This window comes from Elusimicrobiota bacterium (genome assembly GCA_016180815.1).
Lineage (GTDB): Bacteria > Elusimicrobiota > Elusimicrobia > JACQPE01 > JACQPE01 > JACPAN01.
Genome location: JACPAN010000013.1, coordinates 112,995 through 139,592, shown reverse-complemented (window position 1 = coordinate 139,592; position 26,598 = coordinate 112,995). Strand labels below are relative to the sequence as shown.

At 52.3% G+C, this 26,598-nt stretch carries 25 protein-coding genes; 11 read left to right on the top strand and 14 right to left on the bottom strand.

Annotated elements, in window-relative coordinates:
* Nucleotides 1-2: 2 nt before the first annotated feature.
* From HYT79_07260 to HYT79_07250, 3 genes are all read left to right on the top strand, one after another.
* Nucleotides 3-1,538: a long-chain fatty acid--CoA ligase gene (locus HYT79_07260; protein ID MBI2070388.1), complete on the top strand. Its 1,536-nt coding sequence runs from the start codon at nt 3-5 to the stop codon at nt 1,536-1,538.
* Between the two features lie 120 nt (nt 1,539-1,658).
* Nucleotides 1,659-2,249: a hypothetical protein gene (locus tag HYT79_07255; GenBank protein ID MBI2070387.1), complete on the top strand. Its 591-nt coding sequence runs from the start codon at nt 1,659-1,661 to the stop codon at nt 2,247-2,249.
* A gap of 233 nt (nt 2,250-2,482) precedes the next feature.
* Nucleotides 2,483-3,715: a zinc carboxypeptidase gene (locus HYT79_07250; protein ID MBI2070386.1), complete on the top strand. Its 1,233-nt coding sequence runs from the start codon at nt 2,483-2,485 to the stop codon at nt 3,713-3,715.
* A 52-nt stretch (nt 3,716-3,767) separates the two neighbouring features.
* Here the strand turns inward: HYT79_07250 and HYT79_07245 are convergent, their stop codons facing one another.
* From HYT79_07245 to HYT79_07235, 3 genes are all read right to left on the bottom strand, one after another.
* Nucleotides 3,768-4,292 carry a hypothetical protein gene (locus HYT79_07245; protein ID MBI2070385.1) on the bottom strand — a complete coding sequence of 175 codons (525 nt, stop codon included), beginning with the start codon at nt 4,290-4,292 and terminating at the stop codon, nt 3,768-3,770.
* A gap of 397 nt (nt 4,293-4,689) precedes the next feature.
* On the bottom strand, nt 4,690-5,364 hold the full coding sequence (locus HYT79_07240) for a DUF799 family lipoprotein (GenBank protein MBI2070384.1): 675 nt from the start codon (nt 5,362-5,364) through the stop codon (nt 4,690-4,692).
* On the bottom strand, nt 5,361-5,957 hold the full coding sequence (locus tag HYT79_07235; GenBank protein MBI2070383.1) for a hypothetical protein: 597 nt from the start codon (nt 5,955-5,957) through the stop codon (nt 5,361-5,363). Before HYT79_07235 ends, HYT79_07240 begins: the two co-directional genes overlap by 4 nt.
* A 179-nt stretch (nt 5,958-6,136) precedes the next feature.
* Between HYT79_07235 and HYT79_07230 the strand changes: the two genes are divergently transcribed.
* The gene (locus HYT79_07230; GenBank protein MBI2070382.1) at nt 6,137-7,018 is read left to right on the top strand and encodes an NmrA/HSCARG family protein; all 882 of its coding nucleotides are present in this window, start codon (nt 6,137-6,139) and stop codon (nt 7,016-7,018) included.
* 15 nt (nt 7,019-7,033) lie between these two features.
* On the opposite strand, the gene HYT79_07225 is transcribed toward HYT79_07230, so the two are convergent.
* Nucleotides 7,034-8,077 (bottom strand): N-acetylmuramoyl-L-alanine amidase, encoded by a 1,044-nt coding sequence (locus HYT79_07225; GenBank protein ID MBI2070381.1) that lies wholly within the window; start codon nt 8,075-8,077, stop codon nt 7,034-7,036.
* A gap of 23 nt (nt 8,078-8,100) precedes the next feature.
* Nucleotides 8,101-10,674, bottom strand: coding sequence for an alanine--tRNA ligase (gene alaS / locus HYT79_07220; GenBank protein MBI2070380.1), 2,574 nt, complete (start codon nt 10,672-10,674; stop codon nt 8,101-8,103).
* A gap of 493 nt (nt 10,675-11,167) precedes the next feature.
* Between alaS and HYT79_07215 the strand changes: the two genes are divergently transcribed.
* Nucleotides 11,168-11,755 (top strand): hypothetical protein, encoded by a 588-nt coding sequence (locus tag HYT79_07215; protein ID MBI2070379.1) that lies wholly within the window; start codon nt 11,168-11,170, stop codon nt 11,753-11,755.
* Between the two features lie 22 nt (nt 11,756-11,777).
* Here HYT79_07215 and HYT79_07210 read toward each other — a convergent pair whose 3' ends face one another.
* Complete coding sequence (locus HYT79_07210) at nt 11,778-12,683, bottom strand: hypothetical protein (GenBank protein ID MBI2070378.1); 906 nt, start codon at nt 12,681-12,683, stop codon at nt 11,778-11,780.
* Nucleotides 12,684-12,824: 141 nt separating this feature from the next.
* Here HYT79_07210 and HYT79_07205 point away from each other — a divergent pair, with 141 nt between their 5' ends.
* Entirely contained in the window at nt 12,825-13,280 is a 456-nt protein-coding gene (locus tag HYT79_07205; protein MBI2070377.1) for a hypothetical protein, read from the top strand.
* Between the two features lie 52 nt (nt 13,281-13,332).
* The gene (locus tag HYT79_07200) at nt 13,333-15,105 is read left to right on the top strand and encodes an ATP-binding cassette domain-containing protein (protein ID MBI2070376.1); all 1,773 of its coding nucleotides are present in this window, start codon (nt 13,333-13,335) and stop codon (nt 15,103-15,105) included.
* Here the strand turns inward: HYT79_07200 and rho are convergent.
* The gene (gene rho, locus HYT79_07195; protein MBI2070375.1) at nt 15,088-15,978 is read right to left on the bottom strand and encodes a transcription termination factor Rho; all 891 of its coding nucleotides are present in this window, start codon (nt 15,976-15,978) and stop codon (nt 15,088-15,090) included. The two genes, HYT79_07200 and rho, sit on opposite strands and share 18 nt — an antisense overlap.
* Nucleotides 15,979-16,124: 146 nt before the next feature.
* On the opposite strand from rho, the gene HYT79_07190 reads away from it, so the two are divergent.
* On the top strand, nt 16,125-17,111 hold the full coding sequence (locus tag HYT79_07190; GenBank protein MBI2070374.1) for a response regulator: 987 nt from the start codon (nt 16,125-16,127) through the stop codon (nt 17,109-17,111).
* A 7-nt stretch (nt 17,112-17,118) separates the two neighbouring features.
* On the opposite strand, the gene HYT79_07185 is transcribed toward HYT79_07190, so the two are convergent.
* The 7 genes from HYT79_07185 to HYT79_07155 all read right to left on the bottom strand — a co-directional run bounded on the left by HYT79_07185 (nt 17,119) and on the right by HYT79_07155 (nt 23,320).
* Nucleotides 17,119-18,030, bottom strand: coding sequence for a HEAT repeat domain-containing protein (locus tag HYT79_07185; GenBank protein MBI2070373.1), 912 nt, complete (start codon nt 18,028-18,030; stop codon nt 17,119-17,121).
* A 75-nt stretch (nt 18,031-18,105) separates the two neighbouring features.
* On the bottom strand, nt 18,106-19,269 hold the full coding sequence (locus HYT79_07180; GenBank protein ID MBI2070372.1) for a hypothetical protein: 1,164 nt from the start codon (nt 19,267-19,269) through the stop codon (nt 18,106-18,108).
* 32 nt (nt 19,270-19,301) lie between these two features.
* The gene (locus HYT79_07175) at nt 19,302-19,742 is read right to left on the bottom strand and encodes a hypothetical protein (GenBank protein MBI2070371.1); all 441 of its coding nucleotides are present in this window, start codon (nt 19,740-19,742) and stop codon (nt 19,302-19,304) included.
* Nucleotides 19,743-19,771: 29 nt separating this feature from the next.
* A complete protein-coding gene (locus tag HYT79_07170) occupies nt 19,772-20,698 on the bottom strand; it encodes a hypothetical protein (GenBank protein MBI2070370.1) in 927 nt (308 codons plus the stop codon).
* A complete protein-coding gene (locus tag HYT79_07165) occupies nt 20,695-21,144 on the bottom strand; it encodes a DUF799 family lipoprotein (protein MBI2070369.1) in 450 nt (149 codons plus the stop codon). The genes HYT79_07170 and HYT79_07165 overlap by 4 nt, the downstream gene beginning before the upstream one ends.
* Nucleotides 21,145-21,277: 133 nt before the next feature.
* On the bottom strand, nt 21,278-22,579 hold the full coding sequence (gene lysA, locus HYT79_07160; protein ID MBI2070368.1) for a diaminopimelate decarboxylase: 1,302 nt from the start codon (nt 22,577-22,579) through the stop codon (nt 21,278-21,280).
* An 18-nt stretch (nt 22,580-22,597) separates the two neighbouring features.
* Nucleotides 22,598-23,320 (bottom strand): hypothetical protein, encoded by a 723-nt coding sequence (locus HYT79_07155; GenBank protein ID MBI2070367.1) that lies wholly within the window; start codon nt 23,318-23,320, stop codon nt 22,598-22,600.
* Between the two features lie 89 nt (nt 23,321-23,409).
* On the opposite strand from HYT79_07155, the gene HYT79_07150 reads away from it, so the two are divergent.
* From HYT79_07150 to HYT79_07140, 3 genes are all read left to right on the top strand, one after another.
* On the top strand, nt 23,410-24,255 hold the full coding sequence (locus HYT79_07150; protein MBI2070366.1) for a proline dehydrogenase family protein: 846 nt from the start codon (nt 23,410-23,412) through the stop codon (nt 24,253-24,255).
* A 12-nt stretch (nt 24,256-24,267) separates the two neighbouring features.
* Nucleotides 24,268-25,248, top strand: coding sequence for an alcohol dehydrogenase catalytic domain-containing protein (locus HYT79_07145; protein ID MBI2070365.1), 981 nt, complete (start codon nt 24,268-24,270; stop codon nt 25,246-25,248).
* A 124-nt stretch (nt 25,249-25,372) separates the two neighbouring features.
* Nucleotides 25,373-26,563 (top strand): glycine C-acetyltransferase, encoded by a 1,191-nt coding sequence (locus tag HYT79_07140; GenBank protein ID MBI2070364.1) that lies wholly within the window; start codon nt 25,373-25,375, stop codon nt 26,561-26,563.
* Nucleotides 26,564-26,598: the final 35 nt, after the last annotated feature.

Here is a 26,598-nt window from a genome sequence, read left to right as displayed (position 1 = left end):
TTATGAAGGCCCAAACCATTAACGAACTCCTCAGCAAACAGGCCGAGCAATACGGCTCAAAGACATTCCTGATTTTTAAGGATCAGGAGATTTCATATTCAGAGCTTGATCGCATCAGCAATGCGGCGGCCAGGGAACTCATCGCCGCGGGCGTTAAAAAAGGCGACCGGGTGGCCATTGTGTTGGTTAATTGTCCGGAATTTCTTTATTACTTTTTCGGCGCAATGAAAGCCGGAGCCGTGGCTGTTCCGGTCAATGTTCTCTTTAAGCCGCCGGAAATGGAATACATCGTCAACAATTGCCAGGCCTCGGCCTTGGTGATCGGTTCCGTATTCGGTGAATTAGGCAAACTCCTTCATTCCAAGTGCGGTTCCCTGCGCTGGGTCAAGACGGTGGCGGAGGCTAAGCCCAAGGAATCCGCCCTGGCCATGATCAATAATTTTTCGGAGGCTCCGCCGGATGTCGTCGTTGGAACCGATGACTCGGCCGGCATTATTTACACATCGGGAACCACCGGATTTCCTAAAGGCGCGGTGTTGACGCATAAAAATTATCTTTTTGACGTCGATCAATTCGCGCCTTCGATGATGAGCGAGAAAGATCGTTTTCTTTGCATTCTCCCCCTCTTTCACGTCAACGGCCAGGTGGTGACCACGCTGGCGCCCCTTTATGTGGGCGGGAGCATGATTTTAATGGACAAGTTCACGCCGAAAGAGTTTTTTCCGGCTTTAGCCAAGCACAAGGCCACGGCTTTCAGCGCGGTTCCTTCAATTTACGCGGTGCTGCTGAATTTGCCCGACGCCGAGAAATACGATTTAAGCAGCCTGCGTTTTTGTATTTGCGGAGCCGCGCCCATGCCTGTTCCGGTCTTTGAGGCTTTTGAGAAGAAGTTCAAAGCTAAAATTTTGGAGGGCTATGGGCTGTCGGAAGGCACCTGCGTTTCTTCGGTCAACCCATGGGATGGCGCGAGAAAAGTGGGCTCCATCGGTTTGCCGTTGACCGGACAACCCATGAAGATTACGGACAATAGCGGCCAAGAATTGGCGCCCGGCGAAGTCGGCGAAATCGTGGTTAAAGGCGATAACGTGATGCGCGAGTATTTCAATAACCCGGAGGCTACGGCCCAAACGTTAAAAGACGGCTGGCTGCATACCGGGGACTTGGGCATGAAGGACAAAGACGGGTACTTTTTTATCGTGGGCCGCAAGAAAGAGATGATTATCCGGGCCGGAGAAAATATTTATCCCTCGGAAGTCGAATCAGCGCTGTATAAGCACCCGGCGGTGGCCGAGGCGGCGGTGATCGGTTTGCCGGATGAGCGCTGGGGCGAGGAAGTGGCGGCTTTTATCGTGTTAAAAGAAGGCCAGAGCGCCGTGGCCAAGGATATTGTGGCTCATTGCCGGGGTTTGATCGCGGATTACAAATGCCCCCGCAAAGTGGAATTCGTCCAAACCTTGCCCAAAACAGCCACGGGCAAGATTCAGAAAGTCAAACTGCGCGAAGATCACCTCAAAACGAAAGTCGGTCAGCAGGCTTAAAAGCCTTTAGTCCCGGTTTCTTTTTAGGCATATAGGCCTAGGGAAAAGAACCGGAAGGCCCTTTTTCACTTTATTTTTCGTTGCGATAATTGATCCATTCAATATTAAAAAGGAGAAACCATGAAATACCTTTACTTGCTGATCGCCCTGATATCCCTCAATCATTTTGCTTTCGCTGAAACGAACGCGGATGCGAACGGCTCGGCTGCTTTAACTCGAATAAATTTTTCTTTTGACCGCGCTCAAATTAGGAGCAGAGCCGCTGGCCGGCCCGTCAGGCTGACCGGGTTCAATGCGGCTTCCTCAAGCGCGAATTCCAGTGCGGTTTTATTCAACGGGACACCGGCAAGCAACCGGCAGCCTTCTTTGAGTCCTATGAGTAAGGCCTTGCTTGGCGGCGCCGGGATGCAAATGTTGGGGACCGTTATTGCTGAGGAAGGTAAAATCGCCGCTAACCGTCAGCTTTTTAAACAGCGTCCCCTATTTGTTTCATCCCTGGCAACCGGAGCCCTCGGCGTGGCGGTTTATATGCATGACAGCCGAAAACAGAGAGCCGGAGCCCAACTTGTTCATTCGGATATGACCAATTGGTTATTGGGCGCTGCCGGCACCCAAATGTTATTCGGCGCAATTGCTTGGAAGCCCTTGGTTTATTCCGGAGCCGCTACAGGCGCCGCGGCCGTTGGTTTGTATTTATTCGAAAATAATTAACGAACGGCGGTCATCCGCACGGCCGGCAGCACGACGCGAGCCAAGCTGCGGCCGACTCTGATCAAAAGGGATGGCTGCATTAGCGTCCCTTCTCTCATGGCCATTAAACCTAACGGATTGACGGGCCACGCCCTGTAGGAAACAGCTTTTAGGGTCTTTTGGGGTAATTCAAAATAGAACTTTCGGGTAATTTCATTTGCTATCTGAGTAAAAACAAATCATAATTAAGGCCAATGAAGACCAAGCCCTCGGTTTTCGGGGCGCTGATCAGGCTTCTTGTTCTTGCCGTCGCTTTCCTGCCATCGGCCATCACGCTGCTGGCCGATGGAACTCCTTCCCGCCATTGGATCGTGATCGAGGCTTCCAACAAATCCCAACGCACGCTCGCCGCCGAACTTGGTTTGGCTATTGAAGAAATTAAGGATAACTCCATCGCGGGCACGGCCGATGACGCGACGGTCGACCGGCTCAAGCGCCGCGGTTTTCGTATTTTGGATCAGAAGAGCCTGGAATTCATCCTCAAGGCTTTCCCACCCAGGGATTCAATCTATCACGATTATGGCGAAGCCATGGCGGAACTGAGCGCTTTGGCCGCCGCCGATCCGCAGCTTGTTTCATTGTTCTCCGCAGGCTCATCTCTTGAAGGCCGCGCTCTGACGGTTTTAAGGCTTAATAGCACGGCTAAAAATTTAGAGCCCAGCGATAAGCCCGGTATTGTGTTTATGGGACTCCACCATGCGCGTGAGCATTTAAGCGCCGAGATTCCCATCATGCTGGCCAATCATTTGGTTTCCGCATATAAAGAAAACGAGGAAATGCGCCGCTTGCTGGATAGTCGGGATGTGTACATCATCCCCATGGTCAATCCTGATGGCGCCGAATATGACATTGAAGGCGACCGCTATCATATGTGGCGCAAGAACCGGCGCGATAACGGCGGCTCCATGGGCGTGGATCTCAATAGGAATTACGGGCATCACTGGGGTGGCCAAGGCTCATCCGGCTATCCCGCCAGCGATACTTACCGGGGCCCTGCGGCTTTTTCTGAGCCGGAAACCCAGGCGATGAAGAGTTTTATCGAACAGCGCACCAATATAAAGATTCTTCTTTCGTTTCATACGTTCAGCGAGTTGATTCTTTATCCTTGGGGTTACACGGATGAGGGCATCGGCAATGCCAGGGATAAGGCTGTTTTTGAAACCATGGCCCAGACCATGGCTCAGTGGAACCGGTATACGCCCCAACAATCAAGCGATTTATATATCTCTTCCGGAGATACAACGGATTGGGCTTATGGCGAAAAGGGCATTTTTGCCTTCACTTTTGAGTTGACGCCCAAAAGCATGTCCCAGGGTGGTTTTTACCCAGGGGCCGGCATTGTTCAAAGCACTTTTGACGCCAATTTGAGGCCCTGTCTTTATTTGATTTCACTTGCCGCTGATCCTTATTCTGTCGTTGAGCAATAGCGATGTGTATTTTCATCAAATTTTAAGACCTGACCCCAGAAATTGATTTATTTTACTGAGAACAGCCAGTAAAAGATCGAATTTCAGCGGAATAGATCAGAGCGGTCAATCTTTCATTCCAAATCTGACAGGCCGGGGTAAAAGCATAAAAAAGAAACGTGCCTAAACGCTCATCGCTGTTTTCTGGAAATACCAGATTAGGAATTCCAGCTTGGCCCAACCGGCTTAACAATTCCCCCGTCAAGAGAGCGCCGATGCGATCAGCGAATAATTCTTCACTTTCCACGCAGCTTTGGGCGCGTTCCGGCGGCAGGCTGGGCAAGAGGGTGCCGATAGGCTCATCTGAAAGCCAGCAAGGATCAACGGCATGGCCTAATTCATGAGCCAGAACCGTAAGCATGGATTCCACGGCAAGATGCGTCATCCAAGGGCAGATGAGCACGGCATCGCCGTCAAAACTAGCGACAAAAGGACGGGTATACTCATCGCAGCGGGGCCGGTCTCTGGCTTCCAAGCGAAGGGCGATGTAAAGATCGATGATTTCCTGCCTTTTCGGATTGCTTTCGGGAAGGCGCATGGCTCTTTCAATGATTAGCGATTTTAGAGCGATGAATACCGGCAGAATTTTTTCCCTGAAATTTGTCCTATTGATTCCCCTCGAGATGCGTCTTTGAAGGGGGGCATGATTCAAGAGTTCCGGACCCGTGCGTCCGGGATTTAAGTAAAAAATGCTTCGGGTGGATAAGTCGAATGCGGCTCGCGTGTTCGCGTGTAATCGCTGACACGCTTGAGTATATTGCTCCTCACAGGTTTGCGCTGAGGAGTCCACGACTGCGGTCATTAGCAAGATCGCCGTCGAGATCAATATGTGCCGTCGGACCATACCAATAGTCTAACGGATTAATGCTGAATCGCAAGGTAAGCCAGCTGGCGCAATCGCTCGGAGCGAATGGCTTTAAACGGAAGGGTATTGGCTACTTTGCCGCTACTTGTTTCGGCGTGGCAGGCTGATAGGCCGGTCCGGGATAAGCTAAAGACGGCTTATTCATCGTCATTTTTTTAGCCAGAAGCCCGCCCATGATTTGGCTTTCCCGCACTAAGCTTGTTTTGAAAATTTTCCCCACCAAATCACCGGCCAATTCTTGGGCCCCCGCTTGAATCGCCGCTTGCAAGCTAAGATTGAATTTTTTTTCCGTAAATTTGGAGGTGGCTTCCCAAAGCTTTTCCCCATGATTATCATAGAGCATGACGGTGGTTTCCACGGTCGGGCTGATATAAATGCCGATATTGACTTTTTTAAATTCATCGATTCTGGTCACGACCAATCCGTCGGTTTCCAATTTGGAAGCCAGGTCGGTGAGTTTAAAAGCATTCAACTGGCCGCCGTCGGTCAGCCCCAATTTTCTCAAAATCTCTTCTTGAGCCGGGGTCGAGATGGGAAAGTAATTGGCCCCGATCAACGCCGAGGCTACGGCGCCGAGCGCTGCCCGCGGCGCCGTCAAGTCGTTGCTTTGATTGTCCGCAGGCAGCATGGCCACGATATCGGGAGCGGAAAACCCGTCTTTGACGTAGTTGATTTTAGCCGTGGCGCAGCCTGCCAGCACGGAGGCGGCGAATCCACAGAAGAGGAAAGCCGCAAATTTTTTCATGGCGCCTCCTTGGCGACGCGCGCTAAAAGTTGCCGCACGACGACACCTTTCGATAACAGGCCCGGTTGGCCCGTGGCATTGACGCCCCAAAGGGTTTTACCGGTTTTGACGTCGATGAGCCTTAAGCCGATGGCTTGAAGCGGTTTTTTCTTGTCTTTAAAATATTGGCCTTGAACGCACAGTAAAATGGCGTCTGCGCCCAGTTTTTTTCCGGCCGCCAGCGCCTGGGACGGAGTATACCCCCATCGGATGGATTCCGGATCGCGCACAGCGGACCATGCGCCCTTGATGTGCTTGTATTCAACGCCTTCTTTCTTTAAGGCTTCGAGGGATTGGTCCTGACCGATAATTTCAAATCTTTTGGAGAGATGTTTCTTGGCCATGTTGTCAAACATCAACGCAGGAACGAAGGAAGAGCCTAAACCGCTGTAATGAGGGTCATAGGCCGATTGAAATTGAGCGTCCAGGAAAGGCATGATCGCCACTTTTTTGACATGGGCGGCTGTTTCCTGGTTGCGGATGACGAAGAGAGGGCGCGGAGCGCAGGCCGCGAGCGCGGTCAGCATCCCCGCGGCTAAAATCTGTTTTTTCAATGTCCCTCCGTTTGTTGAGCTTTAAGAATCTTAATTTTCGAGGAGCACTTTGTCAACTGCCGTTGCCGGAATTCGCATGTCACATGGTCCCTTGTGGAGATGGCTCCCCCCAACGTCGAATAATTGGCCCGTCCGATTTTTTCCCAACCGCATATAATTTAAATATGGGAGGTGAACAAATGAGTGCAAAAACTGTTCTTGTCGCCGGAGCTACGGGCCAACAGGGCGGTTACGTAGCGCGCGCTTTGTTAAAGATGAATCACCATGTCCGCGCCCTGACCCGAAAACCTGAATCTCCGGCCGCCCAGAAATTAAGAAAATTAGGCGCCGAGATCGTCATCGGAGACTTTGATGACAAGTCGTCGCTTAAGAATGCCATGAAAGGAGCCGACGCCGTCTTTGCCATGGGAACACCGTTTGAGGCGGGGGTGGAAGCCGAGATCCGCCAAGGGATCGCATTGGCTGAGGCTGCCTATGAGTGCGCCGTTGACCATTTGCTTTATACATCGGTGGCCGGAGCCGATCAAAATACTTGCATTTCTCATTTTGACGGCAAGTTCGAGGTGGAAGAGCACATCCTGTCCTACGGCATTCCTTACACCATCATTGCGCCGGTCTTTTTCATGGAAAATCTGCGTACCAGTTGGTGGCTGCCCGGCTTAAGAGAGGGCCGTTTCTCCATCGCTTTGCCCCCTGAGAAGAAGTTGCAAATGATTCCGTTGGAAAACATCGGGGAATTTGCCGCCATGGCCATTGACCGTCCGAAGACGTTTTTGAATACCCGCATCGAGCTGGCTTCGGATGAAATTGCCGTGGGCGACATCGCCGGCGTTCTTTCGGATATATTCGGATGCAACATTGAATTCGTTCAAACGCCCATTGATCAAGTGCGCGCCATGGACAGGGATTTCGCCTTAATGTTTGAATGGCTCGATCAAAACGGCTGCAGCGTTGATATCGCGGGCCTTCGCAGGGATTATCCTGAGGTGGGCTGGCAGACTTTTAAAGAGTGGGCTAACTCCTGCGACTGGAGCATGATCAGTCATTTGATTCCAGCCTAGCGGACCCGGGGCTTGCTAGAAACCGGCGTTTGCTTGGATGCCGGGCAATACGAAGGATGAGCGGGCGTCCGGAGGGCGCAGCCGGTTTTGGACCTGCGTCTTAAAGCTATCGAGCAATTCGTATACAAAATCTCCCGGACAATCCGTATTTCGGTAATCCCGGTGTCCGCGCAGCGTATCAGGCGCGATCTGGTACGTTGAAGAGAGCCATGAGTAAAGCGACACGGCGCTTTCGATTTGATTTTCGTTCAAACGGTCGTTGACGGGTTCCTGATAGTAGCCCAGGAAAGAGACGCCCACATTATCCTGATTGTTATGTTTGGTATGCGCGCCGAGCACGGTCTCCGGGCGCCCCTGAAAAATCCTCCCCTCCCCATCGATGATGAAGTGGTATCCGATATCGTTCCACTTTCGGCCGTTTTGATGGAAGTCCTGGATGAAGCGGATTTCTTGAATGGAATCTTCGAGCGCAAAAGTTCGGCGTCCGGAGGTGTGATGCTGGGTGTAGCGCCGGGGCGCGTGCGCTTCATAATCTTCTTTAGGAGAGCGCGCGCCCCATTCTTCCCGCGAAATAATGGCCGGGCGTTCGACGGCTTTGCTATTTTTGCGCACGCGGCGGATCGGGGCGCTTTGCCTGCGCTCGAGAGATTCCGGTTCAAAGAAGGTTTCAACAGAATAAATAGTCAGGAGCCCGGAAAGCGGATTTTGCGCGGTGAACCTAAGCCGCACGGGCCCGCGCTGCATTTCGTTGAAGACAACTCTTCCCCAGAAACGATTTTGCGGAAACATTTTTAAAAAAGCGGGCTGCCAGGTGATATTTTCTCCGTCCTGAGCGGGAATCCCCACATCGATTTTAAGGCTGGGATGGGGCAACAGGCCTTGGAAAAGAACGACATTGAAAGGTTTGCTTGAGGGATCGCTCAACGGAGTCACCAGAAGAGTTTCCCCGATTGTTCCGGTTTTGCTGATCATTTTTTGGATCGCCAGGGGTTTTCTGTTAATGGTCACGACTTCATTGCCCGCGGGGTGGGCGTGAAGTCCGATGGCAAGCAGAGTCAAGCAGAAATGAAGTACGGTCCCTCCTACTGCAAAATCGCCAACAGAGCGGTCTCGATATCTTTGGGCGCCGGGTTTGACGCAAATCCCCCTTGCGCGAAATCCGGCCGTCCGCCCGCGCTGCCGCCCAATTTTTGGGCCAATTGTTTGGCTAAATTTCCGGCCGCCAACCCTTTGCGGATCAGATTTTCATGAACGCCGATGACGAAACCCGTTTTTCCGTTGATGGCCGCGGATTGAAGAATAACACCCTCGAAGGATTTTCTTTCCTGATCGTTGAGATTCCTCAATTGTTGGGAATCGCCCTGGCTGAAAACTTGAATTTTATAAGCGATGCCCTGCGGGGTTTTTCCTTCAAGGGTTTTGGCTTCGCCCAGCGCCACCGTCGCGGCTTCCTTTTCTTTTTTCGGCGCGGCTGGCTGCTGAATTTTTTGTTTGTCTTCCCACATTTTTAACGCATCGCCCGAAGCCGCCTCGATGCGCCTGACGCCGGCGGCCACGCTCGACTCTTTGAGAATTTTCAAGGGGCCGATTTGTCCGGTGGACAAAACATGGGTTCCGCCGCAGGCTTCAAAGGACTCGCCGAAGCGAACCACAAAAACTTTTTCCCCATATTTTTCGTTGAAAAGCGTCATGGCGCCTGACTGGCGGGCTTCTTCAAGAGTCAGCTCCTTGCGCTCGCGTTTTAAATCGGCCTTGATGGTTTCATTGACCAAGGCTTCGATTTCTTGAAGGGCCGCGCCTTTTAGAGAGTTGCCATGCGTGAAATCCAAACGGAATTTATCCGGGCCCACATTGCTGCCCGCTTGAGTGACATGATGGCCGACGAGCTTGCGCAGAGCCCAATGCAGAAGATGGGTTGCGCTGTGATGGCGCGAGGTGGGCATACGCCATGATTGTTCGACGCGAGCCTCAACCGGCTCATTCGGGGCTAATTTCCCTTTGCTGACTTTAGCTTTATGCAGGATAAGGCCGGCGATCGGGGTCTGAGTGTCCGTGACTTCGGCTGTTGCGTTCGTTCCGTTGATCGAGCCCCGATCCCCGATTTGGCCGCCGCCTTCAGGATAAAACGGGGTTTGAGAGAGAGCAATATAGACTTCTTGATTCTCGACAGCCTCTCTAAGAGGATTTAAGGACAAATCCAAGACAGCCGTGATTTGCGTTTTTGCGGAAAGCGCCTCATAGCCGGTGAACGCGACTTTGTCGAGTTTCAGCTTTTCCCGAAGCTCGATGTACTTGGCTTCGGATTCCGCGCCCGAGCCCTTCCACCCTTTGCGGGCGATATCTTTTGCTTTTTCTTCGGCGGCTTGGAAATCGGCTTCATTGATGTCCAAGCCCTGTTCTTTGGCGATTTCTCTAGCCAATTCTAAAGGATAACCGTAGGTTTCGTAAAGATAGAAAAGTTTGTCACCAGGAAGTTCAAATTTTCTTCCAGATGTTTTTTTTATTTGATCTTCTACCACTTCTTTTATTAACTCATCCATGAATTTTTTACCACGTTCCAGCGTTTCCAAAAATTTTTTTTCTTCAGTTTTGATGACTTCTTGAACCATATCGTAACGTTCCTGTAGATCCACATGATTTTTGAATGCGGGAAGCGTCATAAAAGTTTTGGCCAGGTTCCATAGGAACGGTTCTTTATCTATTCTTAATTTCATGCCATGACTTAGAGCCCGCCTGATTAGCCGTCGCAGGATATAACCTTTGCCTTCGTTTGAAGGAAGGACCCCTTGGCTTACTAAGAAAGAAGCAGAACGCACATGGTCTTGGATAATTCGTAATTCTTTGACATGCGGGTCATCTGCAGCTGGTTTATTTTTCGCAATATCAAACATCACCAAGCATCCAAGACTTGCAAGTGTCGCATGACTTAAAAAAAGATCGCCAACGTCAAAAATCGACTCTTTTCCTTGAACAACCGCTGTGATTCTTTCCAAACCCATCCCTGTATCGATGCAGGGTTTGGCCAAGGAAACAAGGCGGCCGTCCGTTTGCCGGTCGAACTGCATGAACACCAGATTCCAGATTTCCAGGAAGCGTTCGCAATTGTCATGGCCGGGATTGCAGTCCGGGCCGCAGCCTTTGTCCGCGCCGAAATCCCAATAAATTTCCGAGCATGGGCCGCATGGACCGGTCGGCCCCATGGACCAGAAATTGGAGTCCTCGCCCAGCGGGATGATTTTGACGGGGCCGTGCTTTTTCCATAAATTTTCGGCCTGATCGTCCTCTTTGTACACCGTGGTCCAAAGTTTGTCTTTGGGAAGGCCGAGTTCTTTGGTCAGAAACTCCCAGGCAAAACCGATGGCTTCGGTTTTAAAGTAATCCCCGAAGGAAAAATTACCGAGCATTTCAAAAAACGTCAGGTGGCGTTTCGTGAAGCCCACCCGGTCGATATCTGTTGTGCGCATGCACAATTGCACGCTGGTCGCCCTAGGCGGGCCTTTTTCCACGCCCAAGAAGCGATTTTTAAAAGGCACCATCCCCGCTGAGTTGAATAAAAGCGTGGGGTCCGCTGGGATCAGTGAGGCCGAGGGATAAACCCGATGCTGCCGCTGTTCAAAATAATCCAGAAATTTTTTGCGTATTTCTTGAGCTTGCACTCGGGAAATTATAGGAATTGCCCGCCCCTACGCAGAGCTTGTCCTGGCAAAATCCATCAACTCAGGTTAAGCTAAAGCAGTGCGTTATTTGATTATTGTTCTGTTGCTGCCGGTATTTTCTTGGGCCACTGATCATTGCATTATTGATGTGACGAGGGATTGCGCCGGAGAATGCCCTCGAGAGAGTTGTCCCTGGCGTCTTTTCCCTTGCGATTTTAGGGTGTGTTACGGGGATTGTCATGGCTCAACTCATTTGCATATATCGCTTAATGAGTTGACGCGCACTCTTAGGACCCCCTCTTCTTATCACTTTGGAAGTTCTAAGCGTTTGGCCCCGGGCTTTAGGCGCTTATCAAATGTTTTTCATGAGATTCGAATGACCATGGGTGAACCTCGAATTATTTATTACCAAGGGGAGCTTTATTTGTATATGCCTGCTTTTGCCCGGCGCAGACAAGCGCTGAGAATTATCGAGCGTAGTTATAATTGCGCAGTGCGAGCGTATGAACAGCATGAGCCCTTTATGACCAGTCGTATGGAATCTCCGGTTGCTTATTATTTAACTTGCGGCGGAGATCGTGCAGGGTTTAGGCCGGTCAGCGGTCCCGATCCTGTCGGTCGGCGTCAGACGACAGCGCCGGTTGACAGCCCGGGGAGCGGGACTGCTACTCCCGGCGCTGATGAGGCTTATTTAGAGGCTTTTCGGCAGGCCATTGAAACTGCCAGGAATAGGTCGTCCGCCGATTTGACGACATTTGTAAGAAATAGCGGCCATTGCGATATAAATCCAAACGGCAGAGTATTCACCGTTGACGGCGTCAATTTGTTTTCAGAAACCGAGGACCCGGCGCGGGTTCAAGCCGCTTGGGATGCCCTTTCGCTTGAAGAAGCTGCATCGCTGAAGGTTCTTTACGACCAGGTCGTGCAGCAAGCGATTTATGAGACGAAAGAGACGGAGGGTCCTCCTCCCCCCGGTCATTTTTTTCATTTCAACCCGGACAGCGGGCAAGTTGACATCGAATTTGTTGAAGAATCCGATTTTTTGAAGGACGAGCCCCCGGCTGCGACGCCGGGGCAATAAGCGGATAAAAGATTTGATCCGTTTAGTTAGCGGGACTCTTGGAGTGACGGTTCCAAAGCCGCTCCCCGCGCGGGAATTCCGTATCGTTATATAGGGTTTTGGCTTCCTCAATTCCCTCGTCATCCAGCCAGAACCCGGCCGCTTCGCCGATTTCCGCAAATCTTGCCCTTAATTGCGAGGCATTGCCGCAAGGTCCGTTTGATATGGCGCTTAATGCCCGGCACGCGGCTTCCCAATCCCCGTCGTCCTCGTATTGTTCTTCAATCGGAATAGCCACGGTTTGAGCATTGCGAATCTTTTCTTTCCATTTGGACACGTCCTCGTTATTATTGAGCGATGGGTAAGCCTTATAGGCTTTGTTGGCGCTGACCATGCTTTTTAAACCGTCGACTCCATCGGGGATCCAATATTGGGTGTAAATTCTATACATCGCCGTCCGTTGGGGCGTATCGTACACGCTCATATCTTGCGGGTATTTTTTGCGCAGCGCGTGATAAGCAAGCATATTGTTGATGAAGGCGGCGATTTCATCCTCTTTGCTTGCCTGGACGCCGGGGATTTCACGGTGAATGTGCGCATGCCGAAGCTCATGGGCCACGGTCGGGAAAAAGTGCCGGGCCAGGACCTTCGGCACATCGTCTCCGGTAGGATGATTGGGCATGGCTTCCATATAGGTTTGGGCTTGTTCGAGCTTTTGCCTGTTGATGATGACCCGTCCCGTGTTATCGTCAAAAATAGCGTTATGGTCGCCTGATACGCTCCCGATAATGATTTCCGTGCCGAGCTCGCTCTCCCTTGAGAGCCCGCTGATTTCATTGAGCAGAACATTGATCTCCCCTAAAATATAGGAGTCATCCCAGCCCCAAGCCTGCGGCGCTAATCCCAAAAGGCAGGCCAGAAGAAAAACAGGAGCGTTCTTTTGCCTCATTGCTTTAGGGTAACAGGGATCGCTTTTGGCCGCCAGTGGGCCGGAGAAAACATCTAAGGCCCGCGCCTTCCCACGGCGCGTAAAAATTAGCCATTGAAAATGGGGTAGGAAGACCTTAGACTTAATCCATCGGAGGCTTTGATGAAAAAAACCGTGCTTTTGCTCACAGTGATTCTTTCCGCAGTCTCAAGCGGCGTTCTTCTGGCCTTTGATCCCAATAAGATTTATACGGATAAAGCCGCGTTCCCCGCTGAGACTATTCTGGAATATGCGGATCGTTTGAAAGCGGCTTGCGGGCGGATTACAGGGTCTTCGGTGGACGATCCTAAAACTCCTTTGCTCAAACCGAATATCGAAGGAATGTGCGAAGAAATTTCGCAAAAATTGGATTCTCTATTAAGCGGAGGAACGTCCGGGTCTTATGTGGATGCCCCCGTGCACTTCCTCCTGCGCGTGGAGCGTTTTGAGCGCGCTTCAAGGCGCAATTGGCCGACCGCTTGCCTCCATCTTCGGCAGATATATCAAGAACTTTTTGAAATCACCCTGGCTGAGACTGTCTACATTTGTTACCTCAGGCGCATCCCCAGGGGCCGCTAAGCTAAATTCCCGACGAACAACAATTCAGGCGTGATGGTAAAATCATGGTTTCATGATTACCATTCGCAACGCTTATAAAGAGTTCGGTTATCAGACTCTTCTTAAAAACGCCTCTCTGCAAATTAATGAGGAGGACCGCTACGCTTTGGTGGGTCCCAATGGTTCCGGCAAATCTACGCTTTTTAAGCTGATTTTGGGCAAGGAGACCCTGGACAAGGGCGAGATTCACTTAAGAAAAGGAATCCGTATCGGGTATTTGCCCCAGGAACAGGCAATCTTCGGCGACGGCACGGTTTTAAGCGAAACCTTGTCCGGCCATGAAGACTTGGATGGCCGGCTTGCGGCCAAGGCCAAGTCCATTCTAGCGGGCCTTGGGTTCAACGATGCCGGGTTCGAGAAGAAAATCAGCCAGCTCTCCGGCGGCTGGGCCATGCGCGTGGCCATCGCCCGCCTCCTGTTGGAGGAGCCCGACGCTCTTCTTTTGGATGAGCCGACCAATCATTTGGACCTTGAATCCACTCTTTGGCTTCAGGAATACCTTTGCCAATTCCAGGGCGCTATTTTTCTCATCACCCATGACCGGACGTTTTTAAACACCATCTGTCAGGCTGTTGTCAGCGTCCTGGACCATGATTTAAACGTTTATTGGGGCGCTTTTGAGGATTTCATCGAGGCGCGGGACCGGGAAAAAGAGAAATTGGAATCCGCTTATAAATTGCAGCAAAAACAAATTTCGGATATGGAAGATTTTATCGCGCGCAATTTGGCCCGCTTGTCCACGGCTTCACGCGCCCAGAGCATGAAAAAACGCTTGGAAAAATTGGAGCGCATCGAACTGCCCAGGGAGATGAAGCCCATCAGAATTAATTTTCCCCAGCCCAAAAGAACGGCCGCGCGCGTTTTGACCTTGAACAACGTCGATAAATCTTACGGCGACGTTAAAGTCTATCAAGGGCTTGATTTTGCCGTGGAGCGCGGCTGGAAAATGGCTTTTGTCGGCCATAACGGCGCCGGCAAGTCGACCTTGCTTAAAATGTTGGCCGGGGTCATCCCCATCGACTCGGGCGAGCGCGCGCTGGGTTTAAACGCCAAGGTTGGTTATTACTCCCAATACCGCCTGGATATGCTCAACCCCAATCGCACTGTTTTTCAGGAGGCCTCGGACAACACCCAATTCGGACAGACGGAAACCTTTATTCGCACCGTTTTAGGTACCTTTCTTTTTCCCGGCGAGACGGTTTTCAAAAAGGTGAATGTGTTAAGCGGCGGCGAAAAAAGCCGCCTGGCTCTTGTCAAACTTTTGCTTGATCCCCCCAACGTGCTGCTGATGGACGAACCGACCACGCATCTTGATATGTCCAGCGTTGAAGCGTTGATCGACGCCTTAAAAAACTATGACGGGACGGTTTGTTTTATCAGCCATGACGTGTATTTCATCAACCAATTGGCCACCCATGTCGTCCATGTCGATGGCGGAAGAGTCTCGATTTATCCGGGCAATTACGAGTATTTTGAGCACCGGCAAAAACAAATCCGTGAGGAGGCCGATGGCAAAATCACGCAGCCTGAGAGACTGCCCGAGTCCGCTTCCGGGGTCAATCCGAAATTGGCCCGCCAGCAAAAAGCCCAGGAGCGCGAATTCTTGCGCCTGAAAGAAAAACAGGCGGTGGAAGCCGTGCAAATCAAAAAGAGAGTTGAAGAATTGACGGCTCAAATGCATGATCCGGTTGTGTATGCCGATTACATGCGCGCGAGGGCCGTGGGCGATGAGATCAAGTCGCTTCAGCGCAGGCTCGCTGAATTGGAATCAGAAGAGAGGGCTTAAAAGTTTTTCGTTCGAGGCGTGATTTTCTAAAAGTTCGACAAGTTTCCGGGTTGCTTCAAGATCAGGCAAACCGCCTAAAACCCGGCGTAATTTCCAAGTGCCGCGAAGGATATCCTCCGGGAGCAGTTTTTCTTCTTTGCGGGTTCCCGATTGCCTGATATTGATGGCCGGGAACAGGCGCTGTTCCGCCGCGCTTCGAGACAAGACAAGCTCCAGATTGCCCGTGCCCTTAAATTCCTGAAAGATAACGTCATCCATCCGGCTGCCCGTTTCCACCAAAATGGTGGCCAGAATGGTTAAGGATCCTCCCCCTTCTATGTTTCTGGCCGCCCCAAAGAAACGCCGGGGCAATTCCATGGCCCTTGAATCCAGGCCGCCCGAGAGCGTGCGCCCGCTGCCTGAGCCCCTGTTGAAAGCTCGGGCCAGGCGGGTCAGGGAATCCAGAAGGATGACGACGTCTTTGCCGGAGGCGGCTTCTTGAGCCGCATGTTGGATGAAATCCTGGGCCAGTTCGATATGTTCTTCATTGGGCCGGTCGTTGGATGAGGCCACGACCTTGGCCGGGGTGTCTCGCTGAAAGTCCGTCACTTCTTCCGGTCGTTCGTCAAGCAAAAAGCAATAGAGCTTAATCGAAGGCGCGACCGTGGCGATGGCATGGCAAAGCTGTTTTAAGAGAATGGTCTTGCCGGCTTTCGGCGGCGAAACGATCAACCCGCGCTGGCCTTTGCCGATCGGGGCGATGAGATCCACGGCGCGCATGGCGGTTTCCTTGGACCCTTGTTCAAGGCGCAGCCATTCGCACGGATCAATCGCCGTTTTATCGGCGAAGTAATGGTCAAGAGTAATTCTATTTTGTCTGGGATCCCGGCGCATTGTTTTTAGTAATAGGCAGGTGCATAGGTATTTTAGGATATGAACAGCTCTTTAAAACAACTGCCAGCCTCCTAAATTTTTTTGATGGAGGCGCCAAAGTTTTTAGATATGCCTTGCAAAGCGGGCGTTCTCGACCTAATGTATAAGTGGTGGGAGAGAATATCGAGTCTCAACGTTTGGCCCTGGACCGCCGGTTAAGGGGTATCCTTCAGAAAACATCCAGTTTCGTTTCCATCGACGTGGTTGATTCAACCGCCATGAAAATGGGGGAGACCGAGGAGGATGTGATTTTCAGCTTCCTCGCTTATCAGAAACTGGTCGAAGACGTGATGCGCGCGCACGGAGGACAGGTGGTCAGCATCACCGGCGACGGCGTCATGAGCCAGTATGCGTTAAGCCAGGAGGCGGTCGAATCGGCCATTGACTTGCTCAATCGTATGCCGCAATTTAATAAGGCCACGCAGCTGTTGAAGAACCCTTTTCGCGTTCGGGTCGGCGTCAATACGGGCAAGGTATACGTGGACGCCAGCGAGCAAAGCGCCACGCTTCAGATTCTCCCCTCCTCGGCCATCGATTTGGCGGGCTATCTGCAGAAATACGCGCCGGTCAATACGGCTTGGATTTCGCAGTTTGCTTATGAGCAGCTCGAGCGGCCCGTGGCCGGGATTAAAAAAGACCATTTTGATGAAAAATTCGGCTTCATGATTTATTCTTACAAGTCTGAGGTCGCGGTTCCTCCCCTGCCGAATTCAAAGCGCCCCAAGAGCAAACCAAAAATTTTGATTATTGAAGATGAGCCGGATCACGCCTTTGTTTTCGCCCAGGCGTTTAGTGTGGCCGGATACGAAGCGGAAATCGCTTTCGATGGGATCGAAGGGTTGGTTCATTTAAAAACGTTTAAACCCGATTTAGTGCTGCTTGATATCGGATTGCCGAGGATGGACGGGTGGCAGATTCTTCATGAGATGAAATCCAATAAAATGGCCCCCAAGGTCCCCGTGTTGATGCTGGCCCGCCGTTATAAAGTCGAGGATATCGAGAAAAGTTTCGCCATGGGAGCGAGCGGCTGCGTTAAGAAATCTTTTGAGCTGCGCTTGTTGATGAGAAAGGTAGATACGATATTAGCCGCCTAGGTTTTCTTTAGCGGACGCCTTTGCCGTCGATTCCTTCTTCCTGCGGTATCGAGATGATGTAGGGAAACTGAGATTGTTTTTTAGCGACGAAACGGCCTCGATTGATGATCGCCAGGCCGGCCAACAAAGCGACCGCCAGGACGGCGATGATTAGGAAAATTTTGCGTCCCCGCCTGTTGCCTTGAAGAACGACCAAGGCTTCGCTCGCCACCTGTCGGACACGATCATCACCGTCTTTTAGGCTGTTGCGGATGGCGGAGGCGGCCGTGCGCCCTTCCAAGCACATCAGGGACAAAATGGCTTGGCGCCTGACTCCGGGTTCGACATCCTGAAGCGCCTTTTTGATGTACGGCGACGCTTTCCTATCGCTCATGCCTCCCAGAACATAAACGATGTATCGGCGCACCTCGGCGTCGTTGTCTTTGAAATTATCGATTAAGTGAGGGACGATGGATATATCGCCGATGCGGTGAAGAGCCCACGCCGACGCCAAGCGCAAGGCTCGCTCCGCGCTTCCCATGGTTTTGCAAAGCGTCGGGATCGCTTCCCGCGCGCCCAGGCGCCCCAGGGCTTTGGCGATGTGTTCCCTGCCTACTTGAGAATGGTTATCCAGGGTCGCGATCAATTGATCGGTGATATTGATTTTTTTGCTTAGGATCAATTCGATGGCGTTATCACGCATGGCCGGAGAACCTGAGGTGATGGCCTGGATGGCATCAACGGCGCCTGCCTGAAATTTGGTTTCAGGTTCAACGGAAGCCGGTTTTTGTTGATCGCGCGAAGCGACATGCCAACGATAGACATGGCGCTGGCTGTCCCGTTTTGGTTCTTCATCGACAGGCCGTGGGTCCTTCTTGCAGAAGGGACATTTGGCGATGTTTTCAGGCACGCGCCGGCCGCAATGCACGCAGGCATCCACAAAGGAAGTGTAATGGGGCAATGCCCTTAAATCAAGGCTGAAACGCGGACTTTACGCTGCCGATGAATCCCGTCGCTAGGGCAGCGCGACTTCGAGAGTGTTCCCTTCTACTCGATTGACTTTGGCGTTGAGCCTCTCCGACAACCTAGCGGCGATTTCTTGAACGCCCGTCTTGCCGGCGACCGTCAGGTAAACGTCCAGATTAGCCGCGCCGCCGTCTAAGGAGCGCACAAAGAGATCGCGCACCCCGGGCATGTCAACCAAGGTTTTTTTGAGGCCTTCAAGTTTCTGAAAGTCCGCGTTTGTTGCGGTGACCGAAACGCTTGCGTCTTGAATAAGCCGGTTATGCAGTTCCCGCGAGAATTCTTCTCCCGTTTTTTTGCCCACGGCTTCAAGCGCTTTTTGGATGGCCGCATCATCCACGGCGTCGAGGCCGGAAGCCTGTCCGGACACGTTCTGGAGCACTTCCCCGGTTTTAACGCGGGCCGCCTTGGCCGAAAGAGTCGCCCGGTAGGATTTCATGTCTCCAAGGAGATTTTTGTCCATGACCACCGGAGAAGCCTTGGCCTCGCCGATGACGATGATTTCAGCGTTGAGCTTCATCCCCAGATTGCTGAGCATCGCGGGGTCGTCTTCGGCCGCGTCAAGATTTTCGTAAGCTTTGGCGGCCATGATCGCATCCGGGTCCACGATTTTATATCCGGCTTTAATCAGCGCTTCGCCCATGGCATTAGCGGCGTAGGTGTGATCCTTGCCGTCATCGCTGGATGTGGGCCCCCCTTTTCCGACTTCATCAGCCACGATGACGGCCACGCGCGGCAAACCGACGGACGGCTCCCTCAGCACATTAAGCGACTTTAAGTCGTCGCCTAATTTTTGGAAGAGGACCAAAGCGCGAATTTTGGTCAGGTAATTATCGCTTTCCCGGCCTTCTTTCAGAACGTCATATTTGGAAATATAGCCTTCGGTATTGGCCAGAATGTTTTGTTCGATCGTGACCGCTTTTTCCACGCGGGTTTTGGCTGAAAGATAAACGCCGATGACTTTTTCCAGAGCCTTTTTCTGCGCTTCGCGCAGGGAGCATTCTTTTGCCCCCCTGACGTCGCCGCCGACGATGGGACAGGAGCCTTCGGCTTCGATAACTTCCCCGCCGGCCACGGCGCCGACTTTAAGCCGGCTGGTCGAGGCGCACCCGATCAGAAAAAAAGGCAAACAATAAGCCAATACCCGCGCGTTCATTGACAGTCCTCCTGTGCCCTTGTGGGGCCCGTTTATTTAAACTTGATGCCCATCAGCGACTCAAGGCGCTTTTTGGGAATCCTCATGGTTACCACGCAGCCATCGTCGTTGGTCCATTCGGTTTTGATGATTTCCGCTCCCTTTAATTCTTCGTTAAGCCGGGACTCGAGGGTCGAGTCTTTTGCTATGGCATCTTGCACGGTTGTGCCGCCTTCAACCTGGACTCTTTTAATCATGGAAAGCATTTCAAATTGCGCTTTCACGATGGCGGCGTCGCGCGAAAGAGAACGCCGTTGCGTTTGATTGGGCAGGCTCGGATCAGCGCCGCCGATACCGATGGATTCGACGTAACTGCCGCCCACGGCCTCTTGGTCCATGGTTTGTTGAAGTTCGCCTTTTTTAACCCGGGATTGGGCCCCGCCGCAAGCAACCAACGATAAGCTCGCTAAGGTCAAGATCGATAATTTTTTCATGTTGTTTATCCTCCTATTGAATCAAAAGATCAGTTCGCCATCCGGGCTAAATCACCCGATGACGGCGCGCGCGCCGCTCCTTTCATGCGGCCTTTGGACATGCTGTCCATCACCTCTTCCAAAACCAGTTCGCCCAGTTTCTCTTCGGTCCGGCCGATCACCAAGCCGGTGGTCGGGCTTTTGATTTCCCGGCCGAGCTTGAACACCATCAGTTTCTGGCCGTTTTCCATGCCGGACTCGGATCCCGCATCAATATATACGGTTGGCCCTTCCACTTCAGCCACCCGGCAGGACCAAGGTTTTTTATTAATTTGCGAAGTAATGTTTTCAACGAGCTGGGAAACGGCGGCCCTCAAGGCCTCGCCCTCCAGACCTTCGTTGTAGCCGCCTTTTGTGCCCATGCCCAGGAACGATCCTGACCCGGATTTGGCTTCGCCTTTTCCGGAATCGGCATAAAGCACTTGCCCGGTCTCCGCGTCAACCACCCGGATATCAACCGTGGCTTGAGCCACCTGACGTTTTGTTTGGGTGATCAGGTAATCTGAGCCCGTGGTATTGACGCCGAAATTGGAAATGGCGCCGGTGACAATGGCGTTTAAGCCGAGAACTTTGCCCATCTGGGCTGCGGTGGTGGAATCAATGGCTCCCGTCATGCCCAATTTTTGCTCATCCATGAGCTTATTGAGCTTGTCCCGCTCGACGACGACAAATTTGCCGGTTTTAACGAGTTCGGTAATTAAAATATCGGCAGCGGCTCCGCCGAGGCGATTTTGCCCGTAAGCGGTTTTATTATCGAAATCAACGACGCCCACTCTTCTCTTGGGGCCGGTGTATTTTGAATCCACCTTTTCGGTGACATTGGCGGAAACCGCTTGTTTCATTTTGGTGGATTGCATAGCTGCGCAACCGGTCATCAAGCCGGCGACGGCGGCTAAGCCGATCATTCTTTGAATCATTGATCCCTCCTTGTCGTTTTCTTGGCTTTATTTAAGCTTTTTATGATTTGTTTGACTAAGCGTTCCATATTAGGAGCGGGCTTGTCAATGGACTCCTCCCAAAGTTTGGCGCCGGTTTTGGTGTCTACGAGCCAAAAGTCGGCCTGATAATTCTGCCCGGCCGGCGCTTTCAGCCACTGTCCATAAAGAGCGGACGGCGCCCCCAGCAGCAGGCCCATTTTTTGCGGGGCGACGACATTCAATTGATAACCGTCCGTGACGCCGATGGATTTAAGCTTGAGGTCAGTGACCTCGAGATCAGGCACCTCGTATCCGGAATCCATTAGATGAAATTCCAATAAATTTCTGACAGTTGCGGACTCCGCGGGATAATCAGATGCGTTTTTCATGGGTAAAACCGCGATGGTCTGGGGAAAGGACGAGGGGGCATGGGCCGAAGGCATCATCGCGCAGGACGCTAAAAGCGCCGCCGCCGTTACGGGAATCAGGTATCGCAAAAGAAAAGATATACATCCCCCCACATTCTAAGCTTCGTGGGAGTGTAACACAGAAAAATGAGACACGCAAGATTCCGTGGATTTAAAGGTCTTGGCGCAAGAGATCGCCCAGGGATTCCCTACGGACGATTAAGCGCGCTTTGCCGTTTGCGGCCATGATCGCGGCCGGCCTTGGGTAGCGATTGTAATTGGAGGCCATCGAGTAATTGTAGGCTCCCGTGGAAAAGACGGCCATGATGTCCCCGCGTTGAGGCGTTTGAATGTTGACGTCTTGGAAAAGCCGGTCGGTTTCGCAATGTTTCCCCGAAACGGTGCAGGGAAAATTGGCCGGTTTGTTCATCTTATTCGCCACGGCCACGCGATAGCGGGCGCCGTAAAGGGCCGGCCTGGGATTGTCCGAAAGGCCGCCGTCCACGATCACATAAGATTTGCCGCCGGGAATTTTTTTGACGTAATGAATCGTGTAGAGCGTCACGCCCGCTTCCGCGACGATGGAACGCCCCGGTTCCACGATGATTTGAGGCAATGGATAGTCAAGATCGTGGCTGATCTGCCCAAGAGTGCGGCTGATGACCCGGGCGTAGTCTGCGACCGAAGGCGGGTGTTGCTCCTGCGAATAACGAATGCCCAGCCCTCCGCCGAAATCTAATTCGCCGAAGACTTTTTTCGTTTTTGAGCGGACGTCCTTTAAGAACGCAAAAACCATTTCGATCATCACTTGGTAGGATTCCAGGTCGAAAATTTGGCTGCCGATATGGGCGTGGATGCCGTGCAAATTGATATTTTTCAAGGCCAGCGCCGACTTGACGGCTTTTAACGCCAGGCCGCTCTCGATATGGATGCCGAATTTTGTGTCCAAATGACCGGTTTTGATGTATTCGTGCGTATGCGCCTCGACCCCCGGAGTGATGCGTAAAAAAATATCCGCTTTTTTCCCCATTTTAGCGGCGATGCGGTTGAGTTGGATCAGTTCCTGCTCGCTATCGATGATGAGGCGATGGACTCCGTATCGCAAGGCCATGGTCATTTCTTCCTGAGTTTTGCAATTACCGTGCATATAGATGCGGCCGGCCGGAAATCGGGCGCTCATGGCGGTAAATAGTTCCCCGGCGGAGGCGACGTCGAGGCTCAGCCCCTCTTCTTTGATCAGCTTCGCCATGGCCAAGGTTAAAAAGGCCTTGGCCGCGTAAGCGATTCTGCTTTCCGAGGGATAATTCAGCCGGAAGGCTTCCCGATAGTCCCGGCAATTGGCTCTTAGGCGGGTTTCATCGAAAACATACAACGGGGTTGCAAAGCGTTGGGCGAGAAGGACGGCATCGCAGCCGCCGATTGTTAGGCGGCCGTTTTTGCCAACGGAGAACCCTTCGAATGTTCGGGCCTGCATGAGCCAGTCATTCTGGCATTACTGTTTTTCTTTTTCCAGATAGCTGTTATAACAGCCGTAAATCGTGCCCATGGCGCTGAGCATGATCAAAACGAATCCGATCCAGAGTCCGGGTCCTTTGGCCTGATAGAGCCCTTGGTGCAAATAAAATAGGGAATGCCCGAAAATTGCGCTAATTGCTAAAGAATTGATCAGCCGCCAAGAGGGATCGGCGCTGGTGAGGCGCGTCGCCATAAAAATTCCCAAAAATCCGATCAGGATCAGGCATAAAAATATCCGGTCGTATTCTTTAGGCCATATGTTGGCGGCCGTCAAGGCCGGCGTTTTTTGAAGATTATTTTTTTGAGCGGAGATCGCCTTGGCCTTGATCGTTGATGGAAAATTTTTTCTGTAGGACGGCGGCTCAATGGAATGCGCTGCGTGCGGGGCAGGCGGATTTTTAGCCGGTTCAAGCGCGGCGATCAAACCGAATGTGCTCTGCGCAGGCAAGGCGGCTTCTTCAGGCTTGGGCACGGTGATATTCAGGTCCGGGATGGCCGGAACATCAAGAGACAGGCCGTCTTTGGATGAAAAAAAATCAGGCCAGTTCATTTCCCAGCGTTGAGCCATCCGCTGATCGGCAAAATAAACGGCCGATGAGACGCCGAAGCCCGCGGAGAAAAGAAGGATGGCGGCGACGGCGTTGCCCAGCGTCAGGTTTTCTTTGAGGCGCTTGAAAACGGCGCCAATGAATTCGTTCACGAAGCGTTTACTCACGGCCCCTTAAGTTTGAGGTCAGTTGGCGTTTGCGTCAAGAGGGAGTTTGTGTTTTTATATCATCATGGTTATCCATGCTTTTTCTAGCCAATCGTTTCGTGGCCGGCGAGACCAAGCGTGAAGCGTTGGCCCGAGTCCGGGAGATTCAGAAGCTCGGACTCTCGACGACGTTGGATTTTTTGGGCGAACACACGAAAGAGCCCGATGCCGCCGCAGGCGTTGCCCGGGAATATTCGGAGCTTCTGGAAGAGATCGGCAACGACGGCGAACGCGCCTGCACGATTTCCGTCAAGCTGACCCATCTCGGCCTCGATATCAGCGATGAACTTGCCCTAAAAAATATGCGCATGCTCCTTGCATTGGCCAAACAACACGGCAATTTTGTGCGCATCGATATGGAGGGCTCCCCTTACACCGAGCGAACGCTGGATATTTTTGAAACGCTTCGGAAGGAATACGGCGATCATGTGGGCATCGTCATCCAGGCGTATTTGTACAGGTCGGCGGACGATATCGGGGATTTGGTCGTTTCCAAGGCGCGCGTGCGTTTATGCAAAGGGGCTTATAAAGAATCTCCGGCCATCGCCTTCGCCGCCAAAAACGACGTCGACGCCAATTACGATCATTGCTGCGAAATGCTGTTAAAGGACGGCCAGTCCCCGGCCGTCGCCACCCACGATGAATTGCGCATTAGAAACGCCATCGCGTTCGCCCGTAAATACGGCAAAACGCCCAAGGATTTCGAATTTCAGATGCTTCTGGGCATCCGCACCAAGCTGGCCATGGAATTGGTCAAAAGCGGATACCGGGTCCGGCTTTACCTGCCCTATGGCAATGAATGGTTCCGGTATTTTTACCGTCGCATCAGGGAGCGAAAAGAAAATTTTTTATTTGTGGCTAAAAATTTCTTCAAGAATTAATATGGTGTATCCGTGCTCGCCTTGATGAAAACAAGCCGCAGCCGCGGCGCCCAATTGGCCGACGTTCCGGTCGTTCGCCCCGGCAAAGGTGAAACGTTGATCAAGGTGCACCGGGCGTCGATTTGCGGCAGCGATTTGCCGATTTTCAACTGGACATCTTGGGCGCCCCATCGAATCCATCCTCCCATGATTTTCGGCCATGAAATCTGCGGCGAAATCGCCGAGTGCGGGCCCGACGTCAAAAACATCCGCCCCGGCGATCGCGTGGCCGTCGAATCTCATATTTTTTGCGAAGCCTGCGCTTCCTGTCTGGCCGGGGACCGACATCTTTGCCGGAAAATGTCGTTGATCGGCGTGGACGCTAACGGCGGATTCGCCGAATATATCACGGTGCCGGAGCGCGTCTTATGGAAATTAGGCTCCCATATTCCTTATGACTATGCGAGTTTGATGGAGCCGATGGGCAACGCGCTCTATGCCACTTGCGTTGAGCCGGTGACCGGAAAAACGGTGCTGGTGATGGGCTGCGGCCCTCAGGGGCTTTACGCCGTGCAAATCGCCAAAGCCATGGGCGCTTCTTTGGTCGTGGCCGTTGAAAAAAGCCCGTTTCGCGCCAAGCTGGCCAAAACGCTGGGCGCTGATCATGTGTTCGGGCATGAAGGCGACGGCGATCTTAAAGAAAAGCTTCTTGGGCTCAAAAAAACCAAGGAAGGTTTCGACGTTTGCCTTGAGATGTCCGGCGCTGATCAATTGGTCGCCTTGGCTTTTCAGGTTTTAAGAAACGGAGGCCGCTTATCCCTATTCGGCATCACGGCCGGCAAAATGGGCATTGATTTGGGTGAGGACGAGCTCGATCGGCTGATCAGCGAGCGTAAAGTCAATTTGGAAAGCGTGGTCAGCCATTCATTCCCTCTCAAAGAGGCGCAGCAGGCGTTCGAACTGTTTTCCGGGCCGCAAAGAGATTGCGGCAAAATCATTTTCGCATTGAATTAGTGTAGTGCGTCATAAATCCCTTTGCATTCGTCACCCCGGCGAAAGCCGGGGTCCAGGCCTGGATTCCCGCCTTCGCGGGAATGACGCCAAAAGCAAAGAAGTGTTGGACGTACTACATTAGCTTATGCTTAAAGCGCATCCAGCGCTGGGCTTCCTCCAAGATGAGCTCGGCGATTTGAAGAAAAACGGATTACACCGCCGTTTGCGCATTTTGGGAACTCCCCAAGAGCCCGTTTCGGTCATCGATGGTAAAAAAGTCGTCAACCTGAGTTCCAATAATTATTTGGGATTGACGACTCATCCAAAGCTCATTCAAGCGGCGAAAAAAGCGATCGATGATTTCGGCGTGGGGACGGCGGCGGTGCGCAGCATTATCGGCACTCAAACCATTCACGTTCAATTGGAAGAGCGGTTGGCCAAATTTAAAGGCACGGAATCCGCCGTGGTTCTTCAGTCCGGATTCGCCACCAATGTCGCCGTTGTTCAAAGCGTGATGTCCGATGAAAGAGACCTGTTGGTTTCCGATGAATTGAACCACGCTTCGATCATCGACGGCGGACGGCTGTCGAAGGCCAAGCGTTTTATTTACCCCCACCGCGACGTCAAGGCGTTGGCCGGGATTCTTGAAAAAAATGCGCCGGGCACGCGGCGGCGCATGATTGTCACGGACGGGGTTTTCTCCATGGACGGCGACGTCGCGCCCTTGCCGGAGATTGCCGCCGTCGCCGAACGCTTCGATGCTCTTGTCATGGTGGATGACGCGCACGCTTCCGGCGTCATGGGTCCCAATGGCCGGGGAACGCCGTCTCATTTCGGCTTGACCGATCAAATCCCCATTCAAATCGGCACCTTATCCAAGGCCATCGCGGCCATCGGCGGCTATGTGGCGAGCACTAAAGAAATGCAGGATTTTCTGTTTCATAAAGCCAGACCGTTCTTATTTTCGAGTTCCCACCCTCCATCAGTGACCGCCACTTGTCTGGCGGCTTTAGACGTGCTTGAGACCGATACCGAACGTATCAAACGGCTTTGGAAAAACACCCGTTTTTTTAAAGAAGAGCTTAAAAAAATGGGCTTTGACACAGGGCAGTCCGAAACTCCCATCACCCCTGTTATGGCCGGAGACACTGAGAAGGCCCGAAAATTAGAGCAGGGCTTATTTGACGAGGGAGTTTTTGCCCTTTCCATTACTTATCCCACCGTGGCCAAGGGCAAAGAGCGCGTGCGCACCATTATGACCAGCGAGCATACCCAAGCCCACATCGAAACCGCTCTTAACGCTTTTCTCAAGATTAAAAAACGCCTTAACATCTAAGCTCCAGCAGCCGGTCCCATTGCCGGCCCTCCTTT

What these genes read in the sequence shown, in the direction of transcription:
- HYT79_07165 (MBI2070369.1), bottom strand. Translation starts at nt 21,144, where the DNA reads ATGATGCCTTCGGCCCATGCCCCCTCGTCCTTTCCCCAGACCATCGCG.
- rho (MBI2070375.1), bottom strand. Translation starts at nt 15,978, where the DNA reads ATGCGCCGGGATCCCAGACAAAATAGAATTACTCTTGACCATTACTTC.
- HYT79_07140 (MBI2070364.1), top strand. Translation starts at nt 25,373, where the DNA reads ATGCTTAAAGCGCATCCAGCGCTGGGCTTCCTCCAAGATGAGCTCGGC.
- HYT79_07245 (MBI2070385.1), bottom strand. Translation starts at nt 4,292, where the DNA reads ATGCGCCTTCCCGAAAGCAATCCGAAAAGGCAGGAAATCATCGATCTT.
- HYT79_07250 (MBI2070386.1), top strand. Translation starts at nt 2,483, where the DNA reads ATGAAGACCAAGCCCTCGGTTTTCGGGGCGCTGATCAGGCTTCTTGTT.
- HYT79_07175 (MBI2070371.1), bottom strand. Translation starts at nt 19,742, where the DNA reads ATGAAAAAATTATCGATCTTGACCTTAGCGAGCTTATCGTTGGTTGCT.
- HYT79_07150 (MBI2070366.1), top strand. Translation starts at nt 23,410, where the DNA reads ATGCTTTTTCTAGCCAATCGTTTCGTGGCCGGCGAGACCAAGCGTGAA.
- lysA (MBI2070368.1), bottom strand. Translation starts at nt 22,579, where the DNA reads ATGCAGGCCCGAACATTCGAAGGGTTCTCCGTTGGCAAAAACGGCCGC.
- HYT79_07260 (MBI2070388.1), top strand. Translation starts at nt 3, where the DNA reads ATGAAGGCCCAAACCATTAACGAACTCCTCAGCAAACAGGCCGAGCAA.
- HYT79_07240 (MBI2070384.1), bottom strand. Translation starts at nt 5,364, where the DNA reads ATGAAAAAATTTGCGGCTTTCCTCTTCTGTGGATTCGCCGCCTCCGTG.
- HYT79_07180 (MBI2070372.1), bottom strand. Translation starts at nt 19,269, where the DNA reads ATGAACGCGCGGGTATTGGCTTATTGTTTGCCTTTTTTTCTGATCGGG.
- HYT79_07230 (MBI2070382.1), top strand. Translation starts at nt 6,137, where the DNA reads ATGAGTGCAAAAACTGTTCTTGTCGCCGGAGCTACGGGCCAACAGGGC.
- HYT79_07170 (MBI2070370.1), bottom strand. Translation starts at nt 20,698, where the DNA reads ATGATTCAAAGAATGATCGGCTTAGCCGCCGTCGCCGGCTTGATGACC.
- HYT79_07205 (MBI2070377.1), top strand. Translation starts at nt 12,825, where the DNA reads ATGAAAAAAACCGTGCTTTTGCTCACAGTGATTCTTTCCGCAGTCTCA.
- HYT79_07200 (MBI2070376.1), top strand. Translation starts at nt 13,333, where the DNA reads ATGATTACCATTCGCAACGCTTATAAAGAGTTCGGTTATCAGACTCTT.
- HYT79_07255 (MBI2070387.1), top strand. Translation starts at nt 1,659, where the DNA reads ATGAAATACCTTTACTTGCTGATCGCCCTGATATCCCTCAATCATTTT.
- HYT79_07210 (MBI2070378.1), bottom strand. Translation starts at nt 12,683, where the DNA reads ATGAGGCAAAAGAACGCTCCTGTTTTTCTTCTGGCCTGCCTTTTGGGA.